Genomic DNA, 21,532 nt, shown 5'->3' with positions numbered 1-21,532 from the left:
TTCGAAGATGGCAAATCATACTGCGAAATGCCGCAATGGTAAAAACTTAGGCCAAATCCTTCTGTAGACGATAACGCTGGTAGTGAAAACGCGCCTGACGCTCGATTTCCCCCACAGCCAGAGACAACCGTTCTGAAAAACAAGGAGCCTCCACAACCAATGTATGGAACTCACCATCTTCTCCGCAAGGATCGACCTTAACAGGCAGCTCCTCGATGAATGCCTCATCGTACCAACGACCACAATAGCGCCCATCCAGCTGGGACGTATCAACAGTGGTGACAAGAGTACGGATCCCAGAAGCGACAATCTCTTGAGCCAGCGCTTTACTTGGTTCTCCCAATAGTGGGAACACGCACTGCCACCCTGCCGGCTCTATATAACTACGGCGGTAATCCGCAATACCATTACAGAACATATCGCCAAAAGCGACAGCATCGATTTCAAGACCACTTTGTTGCAAGCCCTCGACAATCAAAGTCTGATAGATCTCATTAGGAGGAAATACCTCAGGCAAGACTATTTCCACCAACGGCAGCCCAGCAAATCTTGCCTGCTCTCGCACAACCTCAATCGGAGTACCTTGAAAAGGTACTTCATCTGCCACATAAGACGTGTACAGCCCGATAACCTCATATCGAGGGTTAGCCTGCAGTCGCATAAGGGTTAATGTTGAATCTTTACCTGAAGACCAACTCACAATCGTTTTAATTGGTGGCATCGCTTTCTCTCAAGCTACATTCAAAAAAGCCACCCTAGGGTGGCTTATCTTGCATTAAAATTCGTATGTAGCATTCATATAATATGTACGCTCTGGTGATGGGTAACCGGCGGCTGTTTCGTACTCTTCATCTAGAAGATTATCAACACGCACACTCAAGGTTAAATGTTCATTTGCAAAATAGTTAGCCGCAACATCAAACACATTATAAGGATCAAGCTCCCCACTAAAATCAGGGCGCTTACCCACATACTGATATCCCAGAGACACATCGACGTAATCAAAACTTGCAAATGCATTGTATTTGAAAATCTCTTTCGCACGGCGTACAAGCTGCTCACCATCCTTATCTTCAGGATCTTTAAAATCAGCGCTAAATTGATGCGAAATAAACGCAGTCTCAAATTCGGTTACAAATTCAATACCTTGAAGATTGCTATCACCTAAAATATTGTAATATTTTCTTGTCTGAGAGTTATAGTCGATGAGATCTTCAATCTTCGTATCATAACCTGTGATCGACCAACGAACGTCGGCAACGACACCGCTTAATGTCAACTCCAAGGAGTCTGATGATTCTGGAACTAAGTTCGGATTACCGTAAGAGCTGCTATAAAGTTGATAAAGGTTTGGCGCTTTGAAAGATGTACCATAAGAAGATTTTACTGCAAATACGTCACTAAACCGGTACCCCATACCCAAATTGTAAGTAGTCTCGCTGCCGAACTGTTCGTTGTCATCCAAACGCAAGCTTAACTCACCAAACAACTTACTGTTATCCGCTGCCATCAGGCCGTAATAACCAACATTATTTCGCGAATAATCGCTATCACCTGCTTTTACCCGATATGATTCTTCGCGCCAATCAATACCGCCAGCGAACGTTACAACATCATTCAATTGATACTGACTATTCCACTGAAAATTTAGTTGCTCCAAATCATCAGCAGTAGCTCCGGAAGAATTTTTTCCTTCTGATTGAGTATAATTCCAATCATCTTGATGCTGCCAGTTAATCTGAAACTGAGAAGATAACTTTTCAAAGCTATATTCTGCACCTGAAGCTATCGCTATATTTCTAACCTCAGCCTCTTTGTAAGCATAGGTGATTCCATAGGAGCCATCATACTGTGAGATATTTTTAAACGCTCTTACATTAAAAAAGGCTCGCCATTGCTGGTTGAAATCATGCACATACCCCAACAAGCCATTTTGAGACTCGAAGCCATGCCTATCCTGATCATTTAAACCAGGAATAGGGTGAACGTTATAACCCTCATCTCCATCATAACCTGCGGCCAAATTGATATGTCCACTATCCCCAACTGCAAATCCTGAAGATACCGACAACTCTTTGTAATCAAAGCTCCCTAACCCAGCAGAAACTTTTGTCGAATCGTTCGTTGTTGAGTTTGCAAGAGTGATGATGTTAATAACCCCACCAATCGCTTCTGAACCATAAACAGAGGCTCGTGCACCTCTTACATATTCAATACGATCAACAAAGGTTATAGGTACTTGGTTGAAATCAACCGAACCTTTTGCCGCGCGAGCAAAGCGTATACCATCGATCAGCACTAATACTTGATCAGCGTTTGCACCACGTACAAAAATTGACGCAGTCTGCCCTCGACCACCGTTTTGAGATACCTGTACCCCAGTTAAACGGCGAAAAACATCAGGTAGAGATTTTGCTTGGATACGCTCAATATCATCACGAGTGATCACTTCTACTTGTGAAGTAATCGACTGAGAGCTTTGTTCAAAACGGTTGGCGGTTACCACCATAACCTCATCAGTCGAGGTTTCAGCGGCAACAACAAAAGACGGCAGGCACAAAGGTGCCAACGCCACTGCTAGAAGCGTTTTTTTCATTGTATGGATTACCTTAAGTCGCGTTGAAAACTGAGTAACGTATTACTCGGCACACTGGTCGGTCTTCGGACTTAAGAGCATGGTTGGACAACCACCTAGGCAACAACTTCCCACTTCGGCAAAAAGGCATTGCACCTTTCCATTGAAGCAGTGTTCGGAACTTACGTCCATGTGCTTTCGTTCTCTTTCACCGCTGCGCGTCAGTCACGGATTCTCACCGTGTTCCCTACCTAGAAACTAGGCTAACCAGCGCAAATGAATGCTAAATATCCTACTCGTTAATGTCTAGCTTGTTATTGGATTGGCTGCAAAATAGCGGAGCTTTCACGATTTTCTCTGGTACAGCACTGGACATCGGTCAACAATGCAATAAAATCTGCGCTCTTATTTTGAGCAGTTTTGAGGCATCAATATGGCAACCACCGCAATTAATCCAGCTGAGTACCAAGCACAGCTCGATGAAAAAGCAGCGCGTATTCAAAATATCTTTGCAGATTTTGAAACCCCTGAACTTGAGGTGTTCGCCTCTCCTGCCGAGCATTACCGCATGCGTGCAGAGTTTCGCATCTGGCACGAAGGCGACGACCTTTACTACATCATGTTCAACCAGGAAACCCGCGAAAAATACCGCGTCGATCAATTTCCTGCAGCCAGCCGCCTGATCAATGATCTGATGCCGCTGCTTGTCGATGCGCTTAAGCCGATCAAAGCACTGCGACACAAACTGTTTCAGGTTGATTTCCTGTCTACCCTAAGTGGCGAGATCCTTGTTTCCATGCTCTACCACCGCCAGCTTGACGAAGAGTGGGTTGCAGAAGCAAAAGCACTGAAACAACGCCTCAACGATGAAGGCTTCAAGCTGAATTTCATTGGCCGTGCCCGTAAGCAGAAAATTGTTCTGGACCAAGAATTCGTCATTGAAAAACTACAGGTCAATGATCGTACCCTAACCTATAAGCAGGTAGAGAACAGCTTTACCCAGCCAAATGGTGAAGTCGCACAGAAAATGCTGGAATGGGCCGTAGACTGCACCCAAGACAGCCAAGGTGATTTGCTGGAACTTTACTGTGGCAACGGCAACTTCTCACTGGCACTGGCCAAAAACTTCGAGCGCGTTCTGGCTACCGAGCTTGCCAAGCCGTCCGTTGACTCAGCCCAGTACAACATTGCGGTAAACAACATCGATAATGTCCAAATTATCCGTATGTCTGCCGAAGACTTCACCGATGCAATGGAAGGCCGCCGCGAGTTCCGCCGCCTCAAAGACCAAGGGGTCGATCTCCAAAGCTACAACTGCAATACGATCTTTGTTGATCCACCACGCTCAGGCATGGATGACGGTACTTGTCGTATGGTTCAGGGCTATGACCGGATCATGTATATTTCATGCAATCCTGAAACTCTGAAATCCAACTTGGATATTCTGAGCGAAACCCACCGCATTACCCGTTTTGCGCTATTTGATCAGTTCCCGTACACCCACCATATGGAAGCTGGTGTCCTACTAGAACGTAAATAACAGCGAATAACAAAGAAAGCACATACAAAAAAGGCGCCTCTCCGGCGCCTTTTTTCCAATCGACATAACTAAAGTTATGCATTTGCCTCGCTGTCTGATTTCGGAGCCATAATGCCCGTTTTGTGGGCAACCCAAAACAACAGACCCAATGTGATCATCAGTGGCAAGAAGTTAGAACCCATGTCCGGCATTTGTGCACGCAAGAAGGCCGAATAACCAAATGCCCCCACCAAGAAGCAAGCAAATGCAATCGCCGGCGTACCTTCGGCCATAGGCTTACTCAGGTACTCCTGGTACAGACAATACACAGCCAGAGCGAAAGCAATCACCGGAAAAATTGAAAACGGTACGGCTCCCGAGGTGAGTACCGCCAATGTCGCGTTACCACACAAACCGGCCAGTAGCGACAACACCAATGTTTTGCGTTCAGCTTTGATTTGTTCCTTGTTCATATCCTTTCACCAACATCAAAAAGTTAGAGTTTCTGCCTGAGCTCTCGACGCTCACGCTCTTTACGATACCAATAGGCACCCTTTGCAATCATTCGCAATTGCATGATCAATCTTTCTGCATGCTCTCCACGAGCATGATTATCGAGATCCAACGCCTCGGCCCCTGAACTGAATACCAATGTCACCGACGCTTCTGCCTGAGTATAAGCCTCATCATGGGTAACTCCCGTTTTGGCTACCAAGTATTCGGTCAGCTCCGCGACGAAATGCTGGATCTCCCGAGCGACTGCCGCACGGAAGGCTGGGGAGGTTCCCGAGCGCTCACGCAACAGTAGCCGGAATACGTTAGGGCTGCTCTCGATAAATTCCATGAAGGTCTCTACCGAGGTGCGGATGACACTGCCCTCTTTGGCAATACGCTGACGAGCTTGGCGCATCAATTGACGCAGGATCAAGCCTCCTTCGTCGACCATGGTCAAGCCCAGTTCATCCATATCCTTGAAGTGACGATAAAACGAGGTCGGCGCAATGCCTGCTTCTCGGGCCACTTCCCGCAAACTAAGGTTTGAAAAGCTGCGTTCAGCACTTAATTGGTTAAATGCAGCATCAATCAATGAGCGGCGAGTTTTTTCTTTCTGCTGAGCCCTGATACCCATGGATCTGTTGTTTCTCTTTAGTTTTGCCTAGCCTCAAGTGTGTAGCCACTATACGCGCTTTTTCACAGCCATCAAAACATACTAATTCCAGACCAATGCTTAATCAAAGTGGGAATAACCAGTTTTTCTACTGGCTCACACTCTCTATAGGAAACAGATCGGCAAAAACCCGAGCCCAAGTCCAAATTTTGGCTTTTCGTGCCAATCACAATGTGATCGCCTCCAATCTATCGACGCTCGTTGATTCTACCTGCTTTTAGATAAAGTTAAAATAAACAAACAACAATGTTGCGATAATGATAAGGATATGGCGTGACCAAAACAACAGCGATCCCCTCCATGCACTTTGACGCCATCGTAATAGGCAGCGGCCCTGGGGGCGAAGGTGCCGCAATGGGACTGGCAAAGGCCGGGCTCAACGTAGCGATTATCGAACGCGAAAGCAGTGTCGGGGGCGGATGCACCCACTGGGGGACCATTCCCTCAAAAGCCCTGCGCCATGCTGTCAGCCGGATCATCGAATACAATCAGAACCCGCTGTATTGCAAAAACAACACCACCTTACACAGCACCTTCAGCCAAATCCTCGGGCATGCCCAAGACGTTGTTAATAAGCAAACTCGGATGCGGCAAGGATTTTATGATCGCAACCAATGCACCATTTTGTTCGGCGAAGCCAGCTTTACCGACAGCCATCGCATCGCGGTCAAAAAAACGGACGGAACCTTGGAGCATTACAGCGCCGACAAATTCGTCATTGCCACCGGATCGCGACCATATCGCCCCGATAGCGTCGACTTCACCCACCCACGAATCTACGACAGCGACTCTATCCTCCGGCTAAAACACGATCCCCGCCATATCATCATCTATGGCGCAGGGGTGATCGGCAGCGAGTACGCCTCGATATTCAGGGGGCTCGGGGTCAAAGTCGATCTCATCAACACACGGGATCGCTTACTTGAATTCCTCGATAATGAAATCTCAGACTCTCTCTCCTACCATTTCTGGAACAGCGGCGTCATGATCCGCAATGGGGAGACCTATGAGAAAATCGAAGGAACCGATGATGGGGTAATTCTGCACCTTTGCTCGGGCAAGAAGATGCGTGCCGATTGCTTGCTGTATGCCAATGGCCGCACCGGCAACACCGACCTCCTCCATCTGGACAACGTCGGCCTGACACCGGATTCGCGCGGCCAGTTGTCAGTGAACCAGAACTACCGCACGGACGTCGAGCATATCTATGCCGTCGGCGATGTCATCGGCTACCCCAGCCTCGCCAGCGCGGCCTACGACCAAGGCCGCTTTGTCGCTCAGGCCATTGCCTACGGTTCGGCCAAAGGGCAGTTGATCGACCATATCCCGACTGGCATCTATACCATCCCTGAGATCAGCTCGGTCGGCAAAACCGAACAAGAACTGACCCGGGATAAAATCCCCTATGAAATAGGCCGTTCTCAATTCAAACATTTAGCACGCGCCCAAATTGCTGGTACTGATGTCGGCAGCCTCAAAATTCTGTTCCATCGCGATACCAAGGAGATCCTCGGCATCCACTGCTTTGGTGAGCGGGCGGCAGAAATCATCCATATCGGGCAGGCTATCATGGAGCAAAAAGGGGAAGGAAACACGATCGACTACTTCGTCAATACCACATTCAACTACCCGACGATGGCAGAAGCCTTCAGGGTTGCCGCACTCAACGGCCTCAACCGTCTCTTCTAGCCATTCAAGCTGAAACCCATCAACACAAAAACGGAGCCTCTCGGCTCCGTTTCAACGTTAATTATCGACAATCATCAATCGATCATCCGGGGTCAAGATTGTTCCCCAAGGCAAGCTCTCATCACCCAACGTTATGAAATTGGGGTTTTCCAAGGTCTTTCGCTCGTTATAGGACAACGGCGTCAAATGGGTATTGAGGATTCGGCCGCCCGCCTCCTCAACAATGCACTGGGTTGCTGCCGTATCCCACTCCCCTGTCGGCCCAAGCCGGAGGTAGCAGTCCACCGCCCCTTCCGCAACCAGGCACGATTTAAGGGCCGCCGATCCCAAAGGCACCAAGTCGTAATTCAAGGCAGGATCAAGACGGCTGGTAATGGCCGATATATCCTGCCTGCGACTAATCGCCACGGCGATGCTCTGGGCTGGCAATTCATGCTTGTGGGTCGAAATCGAAACGCACTCACCTTCGGCCGTGACCTTCCATGCCCCCTGCCCACGATACGCGTAATAGGTCACGTCAGAGACCGGAGCGTAAACCACCCCCATGATCGGGCGGTGATTATCCACCAGCGCAATAATCGTTGCGAAATCGCCACTGCCAGCAATGAACTCCTGGGTACCGTCTAGGGGATCCACCAACCAATAACGCTGCCATTGCCCGCGTTCTGAAAGGGGAATATCCGCCGCCTCCTCAGACAAAACAGGGATATCCGGAGTCAGTGCCGACAGCCTTGCGACAACCAGCTCATGTGCCGCCAAATCAGCACTGGTCACTGGTGTATTGTCGGTTTTCACATGTTTCTCGAACTGGCCACGCTGATAAATATCAACAATGATCTGGCCAGCCTCCCGAGCAATATCGATAACCTGGGGTAACAGATTTGACAAATCCATCATTATTCCTCGCTGTGCAACACCCGTAACGCCAAGAACAACGCCGTGATACTTCGCGCTTCGGCAAAATCCAAATGCGTCACCAGCTCCTCAGCCTGGCTCAATGGCCAGCGGACTATTTCCAAAGGCTCGGGCTCATCACCGGCCAGTGACTCCGGATACAGATCCCGGGCGAGAAACAACGTCATCTTGCTAGAAAAATACGACGGGGCCAAAACAACTTCTTTGAGGGGGCGTAGCTCACGAGCACCAAATCCGATCTCTTCTTTCAATTCGCGGTTAGCTGCCTCGCTGGCGCTTTCACCAGGATCAATCAACCCTTTTGGGAAACCAAGCTCATAGCGATCGGTGCCTGCGGCATACTCGCGAACCAAAAGCAAATCACCCTGTGCGGTGACAGGCACCACCAGCACCGCGTGACGGCCTGACGGTTTCATCCGCTCATAGGTACGTTCAACGCCATTGGAAAAACGCAGATCCAGCGATTCGATTTTGAATAACCGAGACTCGGCAACCACTTCGGCCGCCAGAATATCTGGTTTGTGTTTGTCTGATGCCATGCCATATCCTGTCTGTATCCACTGGCTGCAACGGGCAGCCAGTGTCCTATTTAATGGCAATCAGGGCGGGAAATAAAGTACTTTATCGGCAAAACGTTAACCCGACTAAATCAGTCAGGTATAGTCCCTTAACTAAAGCCGGCCACTGCCTGCCACCTTGTACTGCCCCTTGGGATCGGGCCCGTTCACCCAACTAAAACTCTGGGTTACCCAGCCAAGCTGCTTGCCAAGCTGGGGGGGGAAGTTGGCCTGGGGCTTAAACCACCCCTTGAAGGTATAGCCCTTGTCCGGTGCCAGCGCGAGATCGAAATCGCTCGAAACATCATCCGAAGACTGGGTAACCTTGGCATTCAGCTTCCCATTCTCGCACCCCAATCCCGCAATCACCGGGCCCGGAGCCAAACCGCCCAGCGGAGAACTGATGTTTGCCCCGCTCCATACCAACGACCCGTCCAGTGACTCGCAGTACGGGGCCGCATAGCGGTAATCACGCAGGGTCAACTCCAAGTTACCGGCTAGTTTCACAGGGATCCCCGGCGGCGCGAACTTCATCGCTTCTTGCGCCGGAGCTGAAACCAGCAGATTTTGAGCAAACGGACCAGAGAAACCATAACCAACAACGCCTCGCCCGGTCATGCCCATGCTACTGCCCTGACCGAAACGAACATCCAGCGCAAGCTTGCCCGTGAACAAGCTCCCCAGCTTCACCTGCCATTGCAAGCGGCCGAAATTCTTACCCTGCCAAGTCAGCTGACTGGCACTGCCACGCCATAGCGTGCCATCAACCCCGGTCACATCCAATCCACGGATATCCGGCACCTGCTGCCATGCCCAGCTCGCGGGCATATGTGCGGCAAGGCTGCCCAACAAGGCCACACCAAACGAGGTGCCGAGCAATACTTTATACTTCACTGTTACCCTCGTCCTAACTGCAAACGATTAACCTCTACGACCCCGCTCTGATCGGTTTTCGACACATCCAGAAACTGAGCGTCAATACCATACTTGTCGCGCAAAAATGCCAACCAATTGACCAAGGTGTTAAACGATACCGGCTTGATCCACACTTGCACGGCTTCACTACGCGGCTGCATCCGGATCAGCTCAATCTTGAACTGACCGGTAGTCTCGTTGATAACCTGGTTGAGCCCCTTGTTGCTGACCGTACCGGCTGCGCCGCTACTGCCGCGCAATGCCACAATTTCACTTGCCTTACTGCTCACCCAGCTTAACAGCTGCCGCTCGGCATTCATCCGATTCTGCGCATTGCTCGCCGAGGTCGACAATGGCTGCCATACCCCCCAGTACAGCACCGCAATCAACAAAGCCGTACCGCCACCAAGTACAAGGCGCTGCTCGCGCGAGCTCAGCTTGAGCCACCATGACTTCATGATTTTCTCCTCAGGACTACCGCCCCTGTTACCGAACTGCCTTCCCGGCTCAACTGCCCCAGTTCAACCTTAAACTCTTTTTCAAGCAAGGCACTAAGCTGGTTGAAATGCTGGAAGTCACCGCCTATGGCCTGGAACCGCATCTCACCTCGATTCTCGTCATACTTCAGGTTCAGCACAGAAATCTGCGGCACCTTGCCTAGCGCAGGCTGGATCTGAGACAGCCAGGACAACAGATCTGCCTGCCCCTCGCCAGCCCCACCCAACCGCGAAGCCTCGCTGTTCATCTGTCGTTTGAGGTAGCTCTGGGACGGGATACGCTTAAACTGCGGCAAGACCTGGCGGAAAATCCGCTCGCTCTCAGCCCGGTAAGCCTGCGCCTGCGCTTCCATCGAACTCACGGACATTGCATGCTCGCCAACCACCACGGCCAACAAAACCGAGGCAGCCACAGCCACCTTACGCCATGGCTTGAGGTACTTGCGCCATGCCGGCTGCCGTTTGTAGCGGCCCGACAGCAAGTTAGCCTTGTGGCCCTCTACCCCCTGAGCGAGCAACTGCATGACCAACTCTGGACTTTCTGCCACCCAGCGGCCAGGCATACCTTCCGGAGCGGCGGTGTAACAATGCACCACCAGCTCACCCGACACGCCCTCTTCACGCTCTTTGTCGCTGTCTTCATCCTCGTCGGCATCAGCGTCATTGTCGATGGCAAGAGGCTGGGTCGATTGCAGCGCCTCAAGCCAAGCCGCCAGCCATTCCTGTTCGGCGGTGGTGCCCACCATCTCCGATTGGCGGATCAACCAGTGACCTTCCAATTCGGCGGCGCTCAGGCCATTATCAAAAAGCGGCAGGCACAGGCAATCTGGCACCAGTGCCTTGATCTCGATATTGGCATCGGCCAGCGCTTTCAGCCAGCCTGCAACCTTGTTGTGCTCAACCACTGCAACCTGTGCCGTATCCTGCCCCTTACTAAGCAAATGGACATGGAGCATATCCACATCCTGGGCAAGTTCTTCTTCGAGCAAAAACGGCAGCACATTGGCTAACTGCCGACTGCTCCCGGCCGGTACAGCTACCTCTGCCAACAATACATCACACCCCGGTACCAGCGCGTAAACCGGACGGGTCATAGCGTAGTCGGCAATATCGGCCAACTGCGACAGATCCGGCAACTGCCCCGAGGCAATCACTTCATGCTGCTGTGGCGACCAGACAAGCCATTGCACCGGCGCATCGGCACGGCTACTCAGCCTTATCGTCAGAAATTCGCTCACTGATTCCTCCATAGCGGCGACGTACTACCGTCACCTTGTCTTTACTGTCACGCTTGAGCAGTGCCACCAACCTCATTCTGGCGCGATCCACCAAAATTTCGGTATCCAATTGAAAAAAGTTGCTGCTCACGTCCAGAAACGGCGTAACCGTTTTCTTGGTATCCGCATCCATCCCGGCCAACTGCGGCTCGGCAAGAAAATCATTCACACTATCCCAGCCATCATACGGCCGGTCGGCGATCAACTTCTGGGCGTCAGACAGCGACAGCGACGGCGAGAACAATGCCGCCAGCAAAGCAGCCTGCCGTTCACCGAGGGTATTGACGTTCACCTTCAGCTCCGCAACGGGAATGGCGCATACCAGCGGCAGAACCTTGTCATAAATCTGGGCCGATACACCGTTGACTGCACGCAGCTCGCTGACATCCGCCATCAAACCACGCGGCGGCAGGTATGGCGGACGAAACCCTTCGTAGGTACTGTCCCCCGCACCATAGGGCGCATGGACGGCTTCTGCGGGGTCGACGTATTCCCACACGGAGTCAGCCACCACTTCGGCCTCATAGCTTTCTATTCCCGCCTCTTCGACGAGTGCCTGCAGGGCCTTCACCAAATAGGGTTTTGCCCCGCTGTTTGTCAGCGGCGCCACCCCCGACAAGGCATTGAGGTTAAAACATGCCTGCCTATCGGTAATATCACCAATGGCCTCACCGCCATCGAGCGGGTAGCGCTGCCCCTTGGTTGCCCAAGCCTGACTGAGGTTCACCGTATTGCTATCGGCGATCCCCTGCTCGATGGCCACCTCGGCAAGCTCCTCCATGCCCTGCGCATACCAATACGCCTGCTGATAACGGATCTGGCTCTCGACCCGATAGAAATTAAAATGCAGCCGCTCGCTCATCTGCACCGCGATCATGGTCATCAGCGCCATCAGCAACAAGACGACAATCAGGGCGACCCCTTTCTGGGCTCTGTAAGTACTTATCTTCATCATTCCGAACTGCTCGCCTCAAGCGCTGACTCCGGCAGCAGGTAAACCCGCTCTATTTCGCCGAAATCCTTGAGCGTCAAACGGACGCTGACCCCTTCCGGCAAGGCGGCTTTCTTGTCCCAGCCTTCCTGCCACTTCTTGTTGCTGTACAGCCGAAACTCCAGTTTCTCAACGCCGCTGAGCACTGGACGCACCAAAGGCTCACTGCCAACCACGGTATCGGGGTAACGAAACCAGACTCGCTCCAGCGTATCGTCCACTACCCGGTAGCCGACTTTCAGTACTTCACCACGCGGAAACAACTGCTGGGGATTGTGCCACCCCGTACGGGTAAACATGATCCCCTCGCTGGAGGAATCAAGCAGGTACTCACCAACCCGAAAAATTTCATCCTTGGCGGTCTCCCCCTGATCGCGCACTTTACGGGCAACCACCTGGCGGAAATCATTGTCCATCGTTACCAACGCACGTTGGATCTCCTGCAACCGCGCATTGTGCTCCCGCGATTGGGCATCGCTTCGCTGAACCCCGTTCAACACCTGATAGGCTGAGAGGCTCAGCATCGCGAACACCGATATAGCCACCAGCACTTCAAGCAAGGTAAAGCCGCGGGGACGGCGCATGGAATTAATTCTTAACATAGGTTCTCAAGGTCGCTGCGGAATGCTTTCGCGCCTCATCGGTATAGACTGTGATATCAAGCGCACGCAGGTAGCCATCAAGCGTCTTGCTGCTCTTTACCGCCCAGTACCACTCACGCCCGGCAAGCTCTGACTTACCCCGCTTGAGCGAACTGGGGATCTCGCCGCTCAAACGCAGCTTTGCCAACTCGTTGTCGGCCACCATTGCGGCAAAGGTCTTTTCCTCAAGGTAGCCGAGGGTATTAAGATGCTGGCTCACCGCCTTCATCACCCCCAGTGCCGCCGTGGCGAATATGGCCAATGCCACCAGGACTTCCAACAGGGTCATCCCCCGATCTCGCCCCCGATTGTGTTGTTTCACTGGCTCTCCCTCTCGCTGAGGCTCTCGATGGTCTCGCCCGGAGGCAGAAGGTGCAGCAGCCCGACCTCGTCAGCCTGAACCCGCCAGTAGTGCTCCTCGCCATCAGCCTCGAAGGTGAGGGTGAACGGGGTAAGCTCACCGCTGGCCATCACGAAAACCTGAGGCGGCTTGATTTTGTCTTTGTCAGTTTGTTCAGCAAACAGGTCTTCGTTGAACAGCGAGCCCGGCTTGAACAGCCGGTCCTTGTCCTGCCACGAATAGCTCCCGATCTCAACGTCGAGGCGAATCCCCTCGTCCATCTTCACCTCGGTAAAGTAACGCGAGCCGCTCACCGGCTTCCATTCCTTACCTGTTAGCTCAAGAAACTGATAACGGTTGGGTTCAACACGGATCCCGTAGTCATAGCCGTTGAGCAAGGCATCCTCGCCCAACAGCTGAATCAAATGATAAAAACGCGCTGCCTCGTCTTTCGCCTTGTCCTCCTTGCTCTCGGGCAAGGTCATCATTACCGCCACGGAACTGGTTGCCAACAGCACCAGTACCAGCATAATTTCGATAAGGGTAAACCCCGCAGCACGCTTCTTGCTCATAACCGGTTACTTGTAGTCCAACATGTTCCAGTTACCGATATCAGTATTGACGCCTTCGCCGCCTTCCTGACCGTCAGCACCCAGGCTGAATACGTCAACAGCACCGTTCTCGCCCGGCATCACGTACTGGTACTCATTGCCCCAAGGATCCTTTGGCAGACGCTTGATATAGCCACCGTCACGGTAGTTGCGCGGCTCCGGGCTAGACGACGGCTTAGTTACCAGCGCCTCCAATCCCTGATCGGTAGACGGGTAGACACTGTTGTCCAACTTGAACATATCCAGTGACTGCTCAAGGGCGCTGATATCCGTCACTACTTTCTGCTGGTCAGCCTTCTCTTTGTTGCCCAACAGGTTAGGGACAACCATACTGGCCAATACGCCAAGGATGACGATAACGACCATGACTTCCAACAAAGTAAAGCCGCGTTGTTTGCGTTGCATGAAAAAACCTCCAAAAGAATTACATACCGACCATATTGTTAAGTGCAATAATCGGCATAAGGGTAGCAATAACGATAAACATCACGATGCCAGCCATCGCGACAATAAGTAATGGTTCAAACACCCCCAGCGCCATATTCACCAAAGACTCGAAATCCCGGTCCTGGTTATCGGCAGCACGGGTTAGCATCTGCTCTAGCTCGCCACTGCGCTCGCCGCTGGCAATCATATGCAGCATCATCGGCGGGAACAGCTTGGTCTGCTCTAGCGACAGTCGAAGGCTTGAGCCCTCGCGCACTTTGTCGGACGCCTCGCGGATCTGCTTGTTGACCCAAGTGTTGGTCATCACGTCCGAGGCGACCTTCATCCCTTCGAGCAGCGGAATCGCGCTTGAGGTACAAATGGCCAAGGTCCGGGCAAAACGCGAGGTACTCAGCCCCCGCGCGACCTTGCCGATCACCGGCAAACTCAGCACCCAGCGATCCCAGCGCATCTGATTTTCAGGCTTGCGCAGGGCCGCTTTGAACAAGGTAAAAGCCCCCGCCAGCAGCAACACGGTCACGAGCCCCCAGTCCTGCACAAACCGGCTCGCCGCCAACAGTACCTCGGTGATCCCCGGCAGCTCCTGACCCATTTGGACAAACTGGTCGACGATTTTAGGAACAACGGTAGCCAGCAAGAAAGCCACAACCGATACCGCGACCAAAGTCAGCATGGTCGGATAAATCATCGCCTGCTGCAGTTTACTGCGCATTTGCTGGCGGTTCTCGGTGTAATCGGCAAGACGATTGAGCACTGTGTCCAAATGCCCCGACTTCTCACCTGCTGCCACCATCGCCCGAAACAGCTGATCAAAGATATGCGGGAACTCGGCCATCGAGTCAGACAGGGTATAGCCCTCGACAACCCGTGAGCGCACCGCCAGCAGCATGTTCTTCAGACGCGGCTTCTCGCTTTGCTCGGCAACCGCCTTGAGGCACTCCTCCAGCGGCATGGATGCCTGCACCAGCGTCGCCAGCTGACGGGTGATCAGCGACAGCTCATTGGTGCTGATACCCCGGCGTAGATGAAAACCGCCGCTGGCCTTTTTCTTTTCCCGTTCATGGCTCTGGGTCACCTCAAGCGGCACCAGCCCCTGCTCGCGCAGCTGCTGACGGACCTGACGGGCGGTATCACCCTCCAAGACCCCTTTCTTCTGGCGCCCCTTGGCATCGAGCGCCTTATATTCAAACGCAGCCATCGATTAGCCCTCCCTGGTCACCCGCATCACTTCCTCTAGCGTGGTGATACCGGCCTTTGCCTTGGCCAGGCCATCATCACGAATCCCCGGAGTATGTGCGCGGATTGACTTCTCGATCGCCATCTCGCCAGCCTCGGCATGGATCAGCTCCTGCACCTCGTTGTCGACCAGAAGCAGCTCGTGAATACCGGTACGTCCTCGGTAGCCCTTGCCATTACAGTGCTCACAACCGCTCGGATGGTAAAGGGTCAATGCCTCATCGGCTTCCAGACCAAACAGCTTCTTCTGCTCCCTGTCGGCCTCATAAGGCACCCGACATACAGGGCAAAGGGTACGGACCAGACGCTGGGCCAGCACCCCAAGCAAAGACGAGGACACCAGGAACGGCTCAATCCCCATGTCACGCAGACGGGTGATCGCACCAACGGCGGTATTGGTGTGCAGGGTCGACATCACCATGTGACCGGTCAGCGAGGCCTGCACCGCGATCGAGGCCGTCTCGTGGTCTCGGATCTCACCGACCATCACCACATCCGGGTCCTGACGCAAAATCGCACGCAAGCCCCGGGCAAAGGTCATATCCACCTTAGGGTTAACCTGAGTCTGGCCGATGCCGTCGATATCAAATTCAATCGGGTCTTCAACGGTCAGGATATTACGTTCCTTGCCGTTGAGCTCCTGCAACCCGGCATACAGAGTCGTCGACTTACCCGAACCGGTCGGGCCGGTCACCAAGATAATGCCGTGCGGACGTTCGATGATCTTGCGGAAGCTAGCATGGTTCTCAGCCGTCATCCCCAAGCTGTGCAAGTCAAGGCGGGTCGCATTCTTATCAAGCAAACGCAATACCACACGCTCGCCATGCGACGAAGGCATGGTCGACACACGCACGTCAACAGCGCGGCCACCGATACGCAATGAGATACGGCCATCTTGCGGTACCCGCTTCTCGGCAATGTCCAAACGGGCCATTACCTTGATCCGCGACACCAACAGCGGCGCCAGCTTGCGGCTCGGTTTCAGGACTTCACGCAAAACGCCATCGACCCGGAAACGGATCGACAGCTCTTTCTCGAAGGTTTCGATATGGATGTCCGAGGCAGCCTCCTTGATCGCCTCGGCCAGCATGGCGTTAATCAGCTTGATGATCGGGGCGTCGTCCTCGGACTCAAGCAAGTCCTCGGTCTCCGGCAGCTCCTCGGCCAGCGAGAAGAAATCATCGCTGTCCGATCCCAAGTCTTCCATCAGCTGACGCGCTTCCGACGAATCCCGCTGGTATGCTTCGGTCAACTTCAGCTCGAAAGCCTGGGCATCGAGTGCATGAGGGACAAAACTACGGCCAACAACCCGGCGGATCTCCGCCATCACCGCAGCCGACAGTGCGCCACCGTAATACAAGGTGATCCCCTGCTCGCCCGCCTCCAGCACCACCTTGTGGCGCCGGGCAAACGAGAAAGGCAGTCGCGCCAGCGGCTGCCACTGCGCAGGCTGAATGGCTTCATCCATCACTGTGCTTCCTCCAACTGGGCAACAAAGGCGCGGACCTCAGCAGGTAGGGAAATATCTTCGCCGTACTTCGGCAGCACCGGCACCTTGGTATTCGGCATCAGGCGAAGCCCCTGATCGGCCTTGTAAAGCTGCTCAGCACGGATGTAGTTGTACTTGCGCTGGGTAATACCGTCAGCCGTCACCCCGTCGCGAATAATCGTCGGCTTGATGAACACCATCAGGTTGGTCTTACCCTTGGTGGTATTGGTCGACTTGAACAAGTGGCCCAGCACCGGAATATCACCCAACAATGGGATTTTCTGCTCGCTCTCGTTGGTCTGATCCTGAATCAGGCCACCAAGCGCAATCATCTGCCCATCCTGAACCAGTACCGACGTCGTCAACTGACGCTTGGAGAAACGCACATCGACAGCGCCGTTTGCCCCCAGCACGTTGGAGACTTCCTGCTCGATCTTGAGCTGGACCGAGTCACCTTCGTTGATCTGCGGGGTCACGTTTAGCTTGATACCCACTTCCTTACGCTCAACCGTCTGGAACGGGTTGTCATTGTTCGAGCTCGACGTCGAACCGGTCACTACCGGTACTTCCTCACCCACAATGAACGAGGCTTCGCCGTTGTCCATCACGGTGATGCTTGGCGATGACAGGATGTTCGAGTTACGGTCTGAGGCCACGGCATTAACCAGCATGGTCCAGTCACCCATCACGATACCCAGCGCGGCGCCATTCACCCCGCCCAGCACTTTGGCCAGCGTGCCGAAATCACCATCTTCTGTAATTGTCCGCACCTGCTCAATACCGTTGGCGTCGATATAGGTCTCGCTGCGGGTTGTCTCCTTGGCCTCTTCCAAACCAACGGCATATTGTGAAATAGGCACGCCGGAGTTACCGAACTGCACCACGCCGCCATCAAGCGTGCCCCACTGGACACCGAAGTTCACGCCGTCACCTTCCGACAACTCGACAATCATCGCTTCGATCAGTACCTGAGCGCGGCGAATATCAAGCTGGGCAATAATGTTCTCTAGCGCACGCATAATATCCGGCGGCGCCGTCAGGATCAGGGCGTTGGTATCGGTATGGGCAGAAATCATCACTTCTGAGTTGCTGCCGGCTGTCGTCTTAGCGTTGCCTTTTTTCTCGGCCTGCAGGTTGTCAGAGACCCCTTTTAGGACATCGACCATTTCCTCGGCATTGGCGTACTTCAGGTAAACAACACGGTTGTTGCCCGATGAGGCCATTTCCTTATCCAACTGATGGATCAAACGCTTGAGGCGGTTTCTCACCTGCGGATCACCAGAAAGCAAGACCGAGTTGGTACGGTCGTCAGCCACCAGCTTTGGCTGGAGGAACTGCGGCGTCGACTTGGCATCGGCGGTCTTGTTGAGAGCATCGACAATTCGCACCATCTCGGCCGCAGAGGCATTGCGCAGCTCGACCACGTCAATTTCCTTGTCACCGGCACGGTCGACGCGCTCGATAATTTCGGCAAGGCGGTTCACCGTCGCCGCCCGGCCAGTAATCATAATGATGTTGGCAGGATCGTAATGGACCACGTTACCCGCACCGGCATTGTCATTCAGCTGGCGCAGCAGCGGGGACAGTTCCCGCACCGATACGTTACGAACCGCAATCACACGGGTGACAACTTCATCGCCCTTGACGTTGTTGTCATCACCCACCACAGGGATGGCGGAAATCTTGGCATCTTTGTCACGAACTACCTTGAGCACCCCGTTGTCCATCTCAACCACGGCAAAGCCATAGACTTCAAGCACATTGAGGAAGAACTGGTAGTACTGCTCATCATTGAGCAAATCGTAACTGCGAACATTGACCTGACCGCGAACGGCCGGATCGACAATGATCGTCTTTTGCAGGTTGCGACCTACAATGTTGATGAATTCCTGTATGTCAGTGCCTTTGAAACTGGCACTGAACTCGCTCGCCCATGCCGAGCCACACAGCAAGCTACCAGCTAACAACAGGGCACGCTTACCCATCCATTTTTTCACAAAAAAACTCCTGCGCTATCGCATGTTCGCCTGAGCAGCTACTGCAGCTCAATGTAGATATCGTGAAGCTGACCTTCACGCTCGACGGTCAATGTAAAATCTGCGGCTCCAGCCAACTCAGTCCACAGTTTTGCCATCACTGTGGCATCGGTTAGATCATGGCCATTGAGGCTGACCGCCAAGTCGTTAGACTTCAAGCCCACCGCATCAAAAAGGGCGCGTTCCTTGCCCGGGTTAACTCGATAACCCACCAACTCACCATCCCGCTTGACCTGAGACAAACGGATATAGCTAAATAGACTCTGAGGCTTATCCAGGATCTCCTGCTTGATCCGCCCCAGCTCCGAACCGGTATTCACCTTCGCAGCCGGTTTGGCCTGTTGGGCCGGCACAGCAGCCTGCTGCCGCTGGCTAAAATCCACCCCGTCAAGCATCAGGGTTTCATCTCGGCCCCCGTTGCGAATAATCACTCGGTCGGCAAACACCGCCTGCAGTGTCGCACGGGTACCATCAATGGCCTCGTTGAGACCGTAGGTATTTTGCTTACCGCGATGGGTGATTACCGCCAAAGCCAGTTGCGGATTGTTGCTCGCCACCACCCCAGCCAACGTCAGGTTAAGGCGCGTTTTCGGCGCATCCTGCTTAACCGGCTGTTTAGGTTGCACAACTGGTACATTAGGTTGATAGCGACCAAATAAGTTCATCGCCAAAACATTAGCGATTCCATTATTTTGGGGATTGCTCGCAACAATAGAGACAGGTGATGGCTGCCAGCGTGGCGGTTGACCCGCCGGTGTCACAAAAGACCACACCAAACGGCCCAAAATCCAGGCCAACATCACGACCAGTATCCAGGTGAGCCCTCGGGTAAGAAATGAAATGGAAAACCACTGTTTCGATTGCAGCGTCCCCAACCAATTTGCTGTTACCATGAAAAATCCATCATCCTGCGGAGTGAACCAGCCTGATTGCCAGACAAAGAACGAAAAGAATAACGCGAGTCAAGTTAATCAGCACCGGAAAATTACCTAAATATTACATATTGCCAAAAGAGATCACGGAAAAATTATAACAACTATCAGTAAGCTAAGTTATTTGACTAAATAATTCCCACTTTCGTGTTGAAATCCTGCCCTGCTATCTCCATTTTATATCACTTAGCGATTGCTGACGCCGTGTTAGCAATATGGTAATTTTAGCCCCCTTTGGGGTAAGGAGCAGAAAAGTGGGCAAAGCAGCCTCAAATTCTGACAATACACAAGTCCGTCTAGACAAATGGCTGTGGGCAGCACGCTTTTACAAAACCCGCTCCATCGCCCGCAATATGGTGGATGGCGGCAAGGTGCAATACAACGGCCAACGCTCCAAACCCAGCAAAATTGTCGAAGTCGGTGCCGAGCTCCGAGTCCGTCAGGGCAATGAAGAAAAAACCATTGTCATCGAACAGATTTCCGGAACGCGCCGAGGTGCGCCAGAGGCTCAAACCCTGTACCGGGAAACCGCTGAGAGCATTGCCAAGCGCGAGCAACACGCACAGATGCGCAAGCTCAATGCGTTTGACAGTCCAAGCCCGGATAAACGTCCCGACAAAAAACAACGACGCGATATAATTAAATTTAAAAGCAATAGCAATGAATAGTCAGGATCAGCCCGGACATGCTGTTGTAACCACAGGGCTGACCCGCACAACATAGTGCAACAACCTTCTGCTGGAGAACACAAACTAATGGCAAAAGACAGTCTATACCGTTACATCTTCGACGGTGTATCCGTACGTGGCGAGCTGGTTCAGCTGGGCGACACTTACCAGCAAATTATTTCCAGCAAAGAATACCCAGCACCAGTTCAAACCCTGCTGGGCGAACTGCTGGTCGCAACCAGCCTGCTAACAGCCACCCTCAAATTCGAAGGTTCTATCACTGTCCAGCTTCAAGGCGATGGTCCGGTCAAGCTGGCGGTTATCAACGGTGACCACGATCAGAAGCTACGCGGCGTAGCTCGCTGGGAAGGCGATGTTCCTGCAACCACCAATATCAAAGAGTTGTTGGGCAACGGCCACATGGTGATCACCATCACCCCAACCAAAGGCGAGCGCTACCAAGGCGTTGTTGGCCTGGAAGGCGAGAGCCTGGCAACCTGCCTAGAAGGCTACTTCGCAAACTCCGAGCAGCTGAAAACCCGCATCTGGCTTCGCACTGGCGAATTCGAGGGTGCCGCCAAAGCAGCCGGTATGCTGCTACAGATCATGCCTGATGGCCAAGGTGAAGAGGGCGACTTCGAACACCTTGAGCAGCTAACAGAAACGGTCAAAAACGACGAGCTATTCAGCCTGGAAGCCGAAGACGTACTATACCGCCTGTACCATCAGGAAACAGTGAAACTGTTCGACCCACAAGAAGTTGTCTTCCAGTGTGGTTGTTCGCGTGAACGCAGTGCTTCTGCCATCGCCTCGATCGAACGCACCGAAATCGAGCACATCCTGACCGAAGAAGGCAAAATTTCGCTTCACTGCGACTACTGTGGTAGCAGCTATGATTTTGACAGCGTTGACGTTGCCGCCCTGTTCGAGAATGCGACCAACGACAACAGCAACCAGATCCATTAATTATTCTTTATAATTAAGACTGAAAAAAAATTACAAAAGCCGGTTTTACACCGGCTTTTTTTT

22 protein-coding genes and 1 riboswitch are annotated in these 21,532 nt (G+C 52.9%); of the genes, 4 read left to right on the top strand and 18 right to left on the bottom strand.

Translation table 11 applies throughout. The features are described 5' to 3' along the window. Window positions 1-46: 46 nt before the first annotated feature. Window positions 47-721: a Dph6-related ATP pyrophosphatase gene (locus ACSF8X_RS02730; RefSeq protein WP_500850649.1), complete on the bottom strand. Its 675-nt coding sequence runs from the start codon at window positions 719-721 to the stop codon at window positions 47-49. Between the two features lie 54 nt (window positions 722-775). Next, entirely contained in the window at window positions 776-2,596 is a 1,821-nt protein-coding gene (gene btuB, locus ACSF8X_RS02725; protein WP_500850648.1) for a TonB-dependent vitamin B12 receptor, read from the bottom strand. Window positions 2,597-2,635: 39 nt separating this feature from the next. Then, window positions 2,636-2,862: riboswitch (cobalamin riboswitch) on the bottom strand. Between the two features lie 146 nt (window positions 2,863-3,008). On the opposite strand from btuB, the gene trmA reads away from it, so the two are divergent. After that, window positions 3,009-4,115 (top strand): tRNA (uridine(54)-C5)-methyltransferase TrmA, encoded by a 1,107-nt coding sequence (gene trmA / locus ACSF8X_RS02720; RefSeq protein WP_047877589.1) that lies wholly within the window; start codon window positions 3,009-3,011, stop codon window positions 4,113-4,115. Window positions 4,116-4,189: 74 nt separating this feature from the next. Here trmA and ACSF8X_RS02715 read toward each other — a convergent pair whose 3' ends face one another. Both ACSF8X_RS02715 and fabR read right to left on the bottom strand, forming a co-directional pair. Beyond that, window positions 4,190-4,567: a YijD family membrane protein gene (locus ACSF8X_RS02715; RefSeq protein ID WP_047877590.1), complete on the bottom strand. Its 378-nt coding sequence runs from the start codon at window positions 4,565-4,567 to the stop codon at window positions 4,190-4,192. 23 nt (window positions 4,568-4,590) lie between these two features. After that, entirely contained in the window at window positions 4,591-5,223 is a 633-nt protein-coding gene (fabR, locus tag ACSF8X_RS02710) for an HTH-type transcriptional repressor FabR (protein ID WP_047877591.1), read from the bottom strand. A 339-nt stretch (window positions 5,224-5,562) separates the two neighbouring features. On the opposite strand from fabR, the gene sthA reads away from it, so the two are divergent. Beyond that, window positions 5,563-6,951 carry a Si-specific NAD(P)(+) transhydrogenase gene (gene sthA / locus ACSF8X_RS02705; RefSeq protein WP_500851134.1) on the top strand — a complete coding sequence of 463 codons (1,389 nt, stop codon included), beginning with the start codon at window positions 5,563-5,565 and terminating at the stop codon, window positions 6,949-6,951. Window positions 6,952-7,008: 57 nt separating this feature from the next. Here sthA and cysQ read toward each other — a convergent pair whose 3' ends face one another. The 14 genes from cysQ to gspC all read right to left on the bottom strand — a co-directional run bounded on the left by cysQ (window position 7,009) and on the right by gspC (window position 19,796). Next, window positions 7,009-7,845 (bottom strand): 3'(2'),5'-bisphosphate nucleotidase CysQ, encoded by an 837-nt coding sequence (gene cysQ, locus ACSF8X_RS02700; protein WP_500851133.1) that lies wholly within the window; start codon window positions 7,843-7,845, stop codon window positions 7,009-7,011. A 2-nt stretch (window positions 7,846-7,847) separates the two neighbouring features. Next, window positions 7,848-8,405, bottom strand: coding sequence for an ADP compounds hydrolase NudE (gene nudE / locus ACSF8X_RS02695; RefSeq protein ID WP_500850647.1), 558 nt, complete (start codon window positions 8,403-8,405; stop codon window positions 7,848-7,850). A 132-nt stretch (window positions 8,406-8,537) separates the two neighbouring features. Further along, window positions 8,538-9,317: a type II secretion system protein N gene (locus ACSF8X_RS02690; RefSeq protein WP_500850646.1), complete on the bottom strand. Its 780-nt coding sequence runs from the start codon at window positions 9,315-9,317 to the stop codon at window positions 8,538-8,540. Between the two features lie 2 nt (window positions 9,318-9,319). Next, window positions 9,320-9,796, bottom strand: coding sequence for a type II secretion system protein M (locus tag ACSF8X_RS02685; protein WP_500850645.1), 477 nt, complete (start codon window positions 9,794-9,796; stop codon window positions 9,320-9,322). Continuing rightward, on the bottom strand, window positions 9,793-11,073 hold the full coding sequence (gspL, locus tag ACSF8X_RS02680; protein ID WP_500850644.1) for a type II secretion system protein GspL: 1,281 nt from the start codon (window positions 11,071-11,073) through the stop codon (window positions 9,793-9,795). Before gspL ends, ACSF8X_RS02685 begins: the two co-directional genes overlap by 4 nt. Then, on the bottom strand, window positions 11,042-12,067 hold the full coding sequence (gene gspK, locus ACSF8X_RS02675) for a type II secretion system minor pseudopilin GspK (RefSeq protein ID WP_084722151.1): 1,026 nt from the start codon (window positions 12,065-12,067) through the stop codon (window positions 11,042-11,044). The genes gspL and gspK overlap by 32 nt, the downstream gene beginning before the upstream one ends. Beyond that, window positions 12,064-12,687: a type II secretion system minor pseudopilin GspJ gene (gspJ, locus tag ACSF8X_RS02670; protein WP_240478247.1), complete on the bottom strand. Its 624-nt coding sequence runs from the start codon at window positions 12,685-12,687 to the stop codon at window positions 12,064-12,066. The genes gspK and gspJ overlap by 4 nt, the downstream gene beginning before the upstream one ends. A 4-nt stretch (window positions 12,688-12,691) precedes the next feature. Then, the gene (gene gspI / locus ACSF8X_RS02665; RefSeq protein WP_500850643.1) at window positions 12,692-13,066 is read right to left on the bottom strand and encodes a type II secretion system minor pseudopilin GspI; all 375 of its coding nucleotides are present in this window, start codon (window positions 13,064-13,066) and stop codon (window positions 12,692-12,694) included. Beyond that, window positions 13,063-13,656 (bottom strand): type II secretion system minor pseudopilin GspH, encoded by a 594-nt coding sequence (gene gspH, locus ACSF8X_RS02660; RefSeq protein WP_500850642.1) that lies wholly within the window; start codon window positions 13,654-13,656, stop codon window positions 13,063-13,065. Before gspH ends, gspI begins: the two co-directional genes overlap by 4 nt. A 6-nt stretch (window positions 13,657-13,662) precedes the next feature. Further along, window positions 13,663-14,100, bottom strand: coding sequence for a type II secretion system major pseudopilin GspG (gspG, locus tag ACSF8X_RS02655; RefSeq protein ID WP_047877601.1), 438 nt, complete (start codon window positions 14,098-14,100; stop codon window positions 13,663-13,665). Between the two features lie 19 nt (window positions 14,101-14,119). Continuing rightward, a complete protein-coding gene (gspF, locus tag ACSF8X_RS02650) occupies window positions 14,120-15,340 on the bottom strand; it encodes a type II secretion system inner membrane protein GspF (RefSeq protein ID WP_047877602.1) in 1,221 nt (406 codons plus the stop codon). A 3-nt stretch (window positions 15,341-15,343) separates the two neighbouring features. Continuing rightward, window positions 15,344-16,846 carry a type II secretion system ATPase GspE gene (gspE, locus tag ACSF8X_RS02645; RefSeq protein ID WP_500850641.1) on the bottom strand — a complete coding sequence of 501 codons (1,503 nt, stop codon included), beginning with the start codon at window positions 16,844-16,846 and terminating at the stop codon, window positions 15,344-15,346. Next, window positions 16,846-18,864, bottom strand: a complete 2,019-nt coding sequence (gene gspD / locus ACSF8X_RS02640; protein WP_047877604.1) for a type II secretion system secretin GspD — start codon at window positions 18,862-18,864, stop codon at window positions 16,846-16,848. Before gspD ends, gspE begins: the two co-directional genes overlap by 1 nt. 38 nt (window positions 18,865-18,902) lie before the next feature. Further along, on the bottom strand, window positions 18,903-19,796 hold the full coding sequence (gspC, locus tag ACSF8X_RS02635) for a type II secretion system protein GspC (RefSeq protein WP_047877605.1): 894 nt from the start codon (window positions 19,794-19,796) through the stop codon (window positions 18,903-18,905). Window positions 19,797-20,089: 293 nt separating this feature from the next. Here gspC and hslR point away from each other — a divergent pair, with 293 nt between their 5' ends. Next, a complete protein-coding gene (gene hslR / locus ACSF8X_RS02630; protein WP_240478248.1) occupies window positions 20,090-20,503 on the top strand; it encodes a ribosome-associated heat shock protein Hsp15 in 414 nt (137 codons plus the stop codon). 87 nt (window positions 20,504-20,590) lie between these two features. Beyond that, complete coding sequence (gene hslO, locus ACSF8X_RS02625) at window positions 20,591-21,469, top strand: Hsp33 family molecular chaperone HslO (RefSeq protein ID WP_500850640.1); 879 nt, start codon at window positions 20,591-20,593, stop codon at window positions 21,467-21,469. Window positions 21,470-21,532: the final 63 nt, after the last annotated feature.

It is taken from the genome of Photobacterium panuliri (genome assembly GCF_059920555.1).
The sequence above is the reverse complement of the archived record's forward strand: the minus strand, read 5'-3'. Positions and strand labels throughout refer to the sequence as shown.

Excerpts from the sequence above, each read along its gene's own strand:
- ACSF8X_RS02730 (WP_500850649.1), bottom strand. The coding sequence starts at position 721 with ATGCCACCAATTAAAACGATTGTGAGTTGGTCTTCAGGTAAAGATTCA.
- btuB (WP_500850648.1), bottom strand. The coding sequence starts at position 2,596 with ATGAAAAAAACGCTTCTAGCAGTGGCGTTGGCACCTTTGTGCCTGCCG.
- trmA (WP_047877589.1), top strand. The coding sequence starts at position 3,009 with ATGGCAACCACCGCAATTAATCCAGCTGAGTACCAAGCACAGCTCGAT.
- ACSF8X_RS02715 (WP_047877590.1), bottom strand. The coding sequence starts at position 4,567 with ATGAACAAGGAACAAATCAAAGCTGAACGCAAAACATTGGTGTTGTCG.
- fabR (WP_047877591.1), bottom strand. The coding sequence starts at position 5,223 with ATGGGTATCAGGGCTCAGCAGAAAGAAAAAACTCGCCGCTCATTGATT.
- sthA (WP_500851134.1), top strand. The coding sequence starts at position 5,563 with ATGCACTTTGACGCCATCGTAATAGGCAGCGGCCCTGGGGGCGAAGGT.
- cysQ (WP_500851133.1), bottom strand. The coding sequence starts at position 7,845 with ATGGATTTGTCAAATCTGTTACCCCAGGTTATCGATATTGCTCGGGAG.
- nudE (WP_500850647.1), bottom strand. The coding sequence starts at position 8,405 with ATGGCATCAGACAAACACAAACCAGATATTCTGGCGGCCGAAGTGGTT.
- ACSF8X_RS02685 (WP_500850645.1), bottom strand. The coding sequence starts at position 9,796 with ATGAAGTCATGGTGGCTCAAGCTGAGCTCGCGCGAGCAGCGCCTTGTA.
- gspK (WP_084722151.1), bottom strand. The coding sequence starts at position 12,067 with ATGATGAAGATAAGTACTTACAGAGCCCAGAAAGGGGTCGCCCTGATT.
- gspJ (WP_240478247.1), bottom strand. The coding sequence starts at position 12,687 with ATGCGCCGTCCCCGCGGCTTTACCTTGCTTGAAGTGCTGGTGGCTATA.
- gspH (WP_500850642.1), bottom strand. The coding sequence starts at position 13,656 with ATGAGCAAGAAGCGTGCTGCGGGGTTTACCCTTATCGAAATTATGCTG.
- gspG (WP_047877601.1), bottom strand. The coding sequence starts at position 14,100 with ATGCAACGCAAACAACGCGGCTTTACTTTGTTGGAAGTCATGGTCGTT.
- gspF (WP_047877602.1), bottom strand. The coding sequence starts at position 15,340 with ATGGCTGCGTTTGAATATAAGGCGCTCGATGCCAAGGGGCGCCAGAAG.
- gspE (WP_500850641.1), bottom strand. The coding sequence starts at position 16,846 with ATGGATGAAGCCATTCAGCCTGCGCAGTGGCAGCCGCTGGCGCGACTG.
- gspC (WP_047877605.1), bottom strand. The coding sequence starts at position 19,796 with ATGGTAACAGCAAATTGGTTGGGGACGCTGCAATCGAAACAGTGGTTT.
- hslO (WP_500850640.1), top strand. The coding sequence starts at position 20,591 with ATGGCAAAAGACAGTCTATACCGTTACATCTTCGACGGTGTATCCGTA.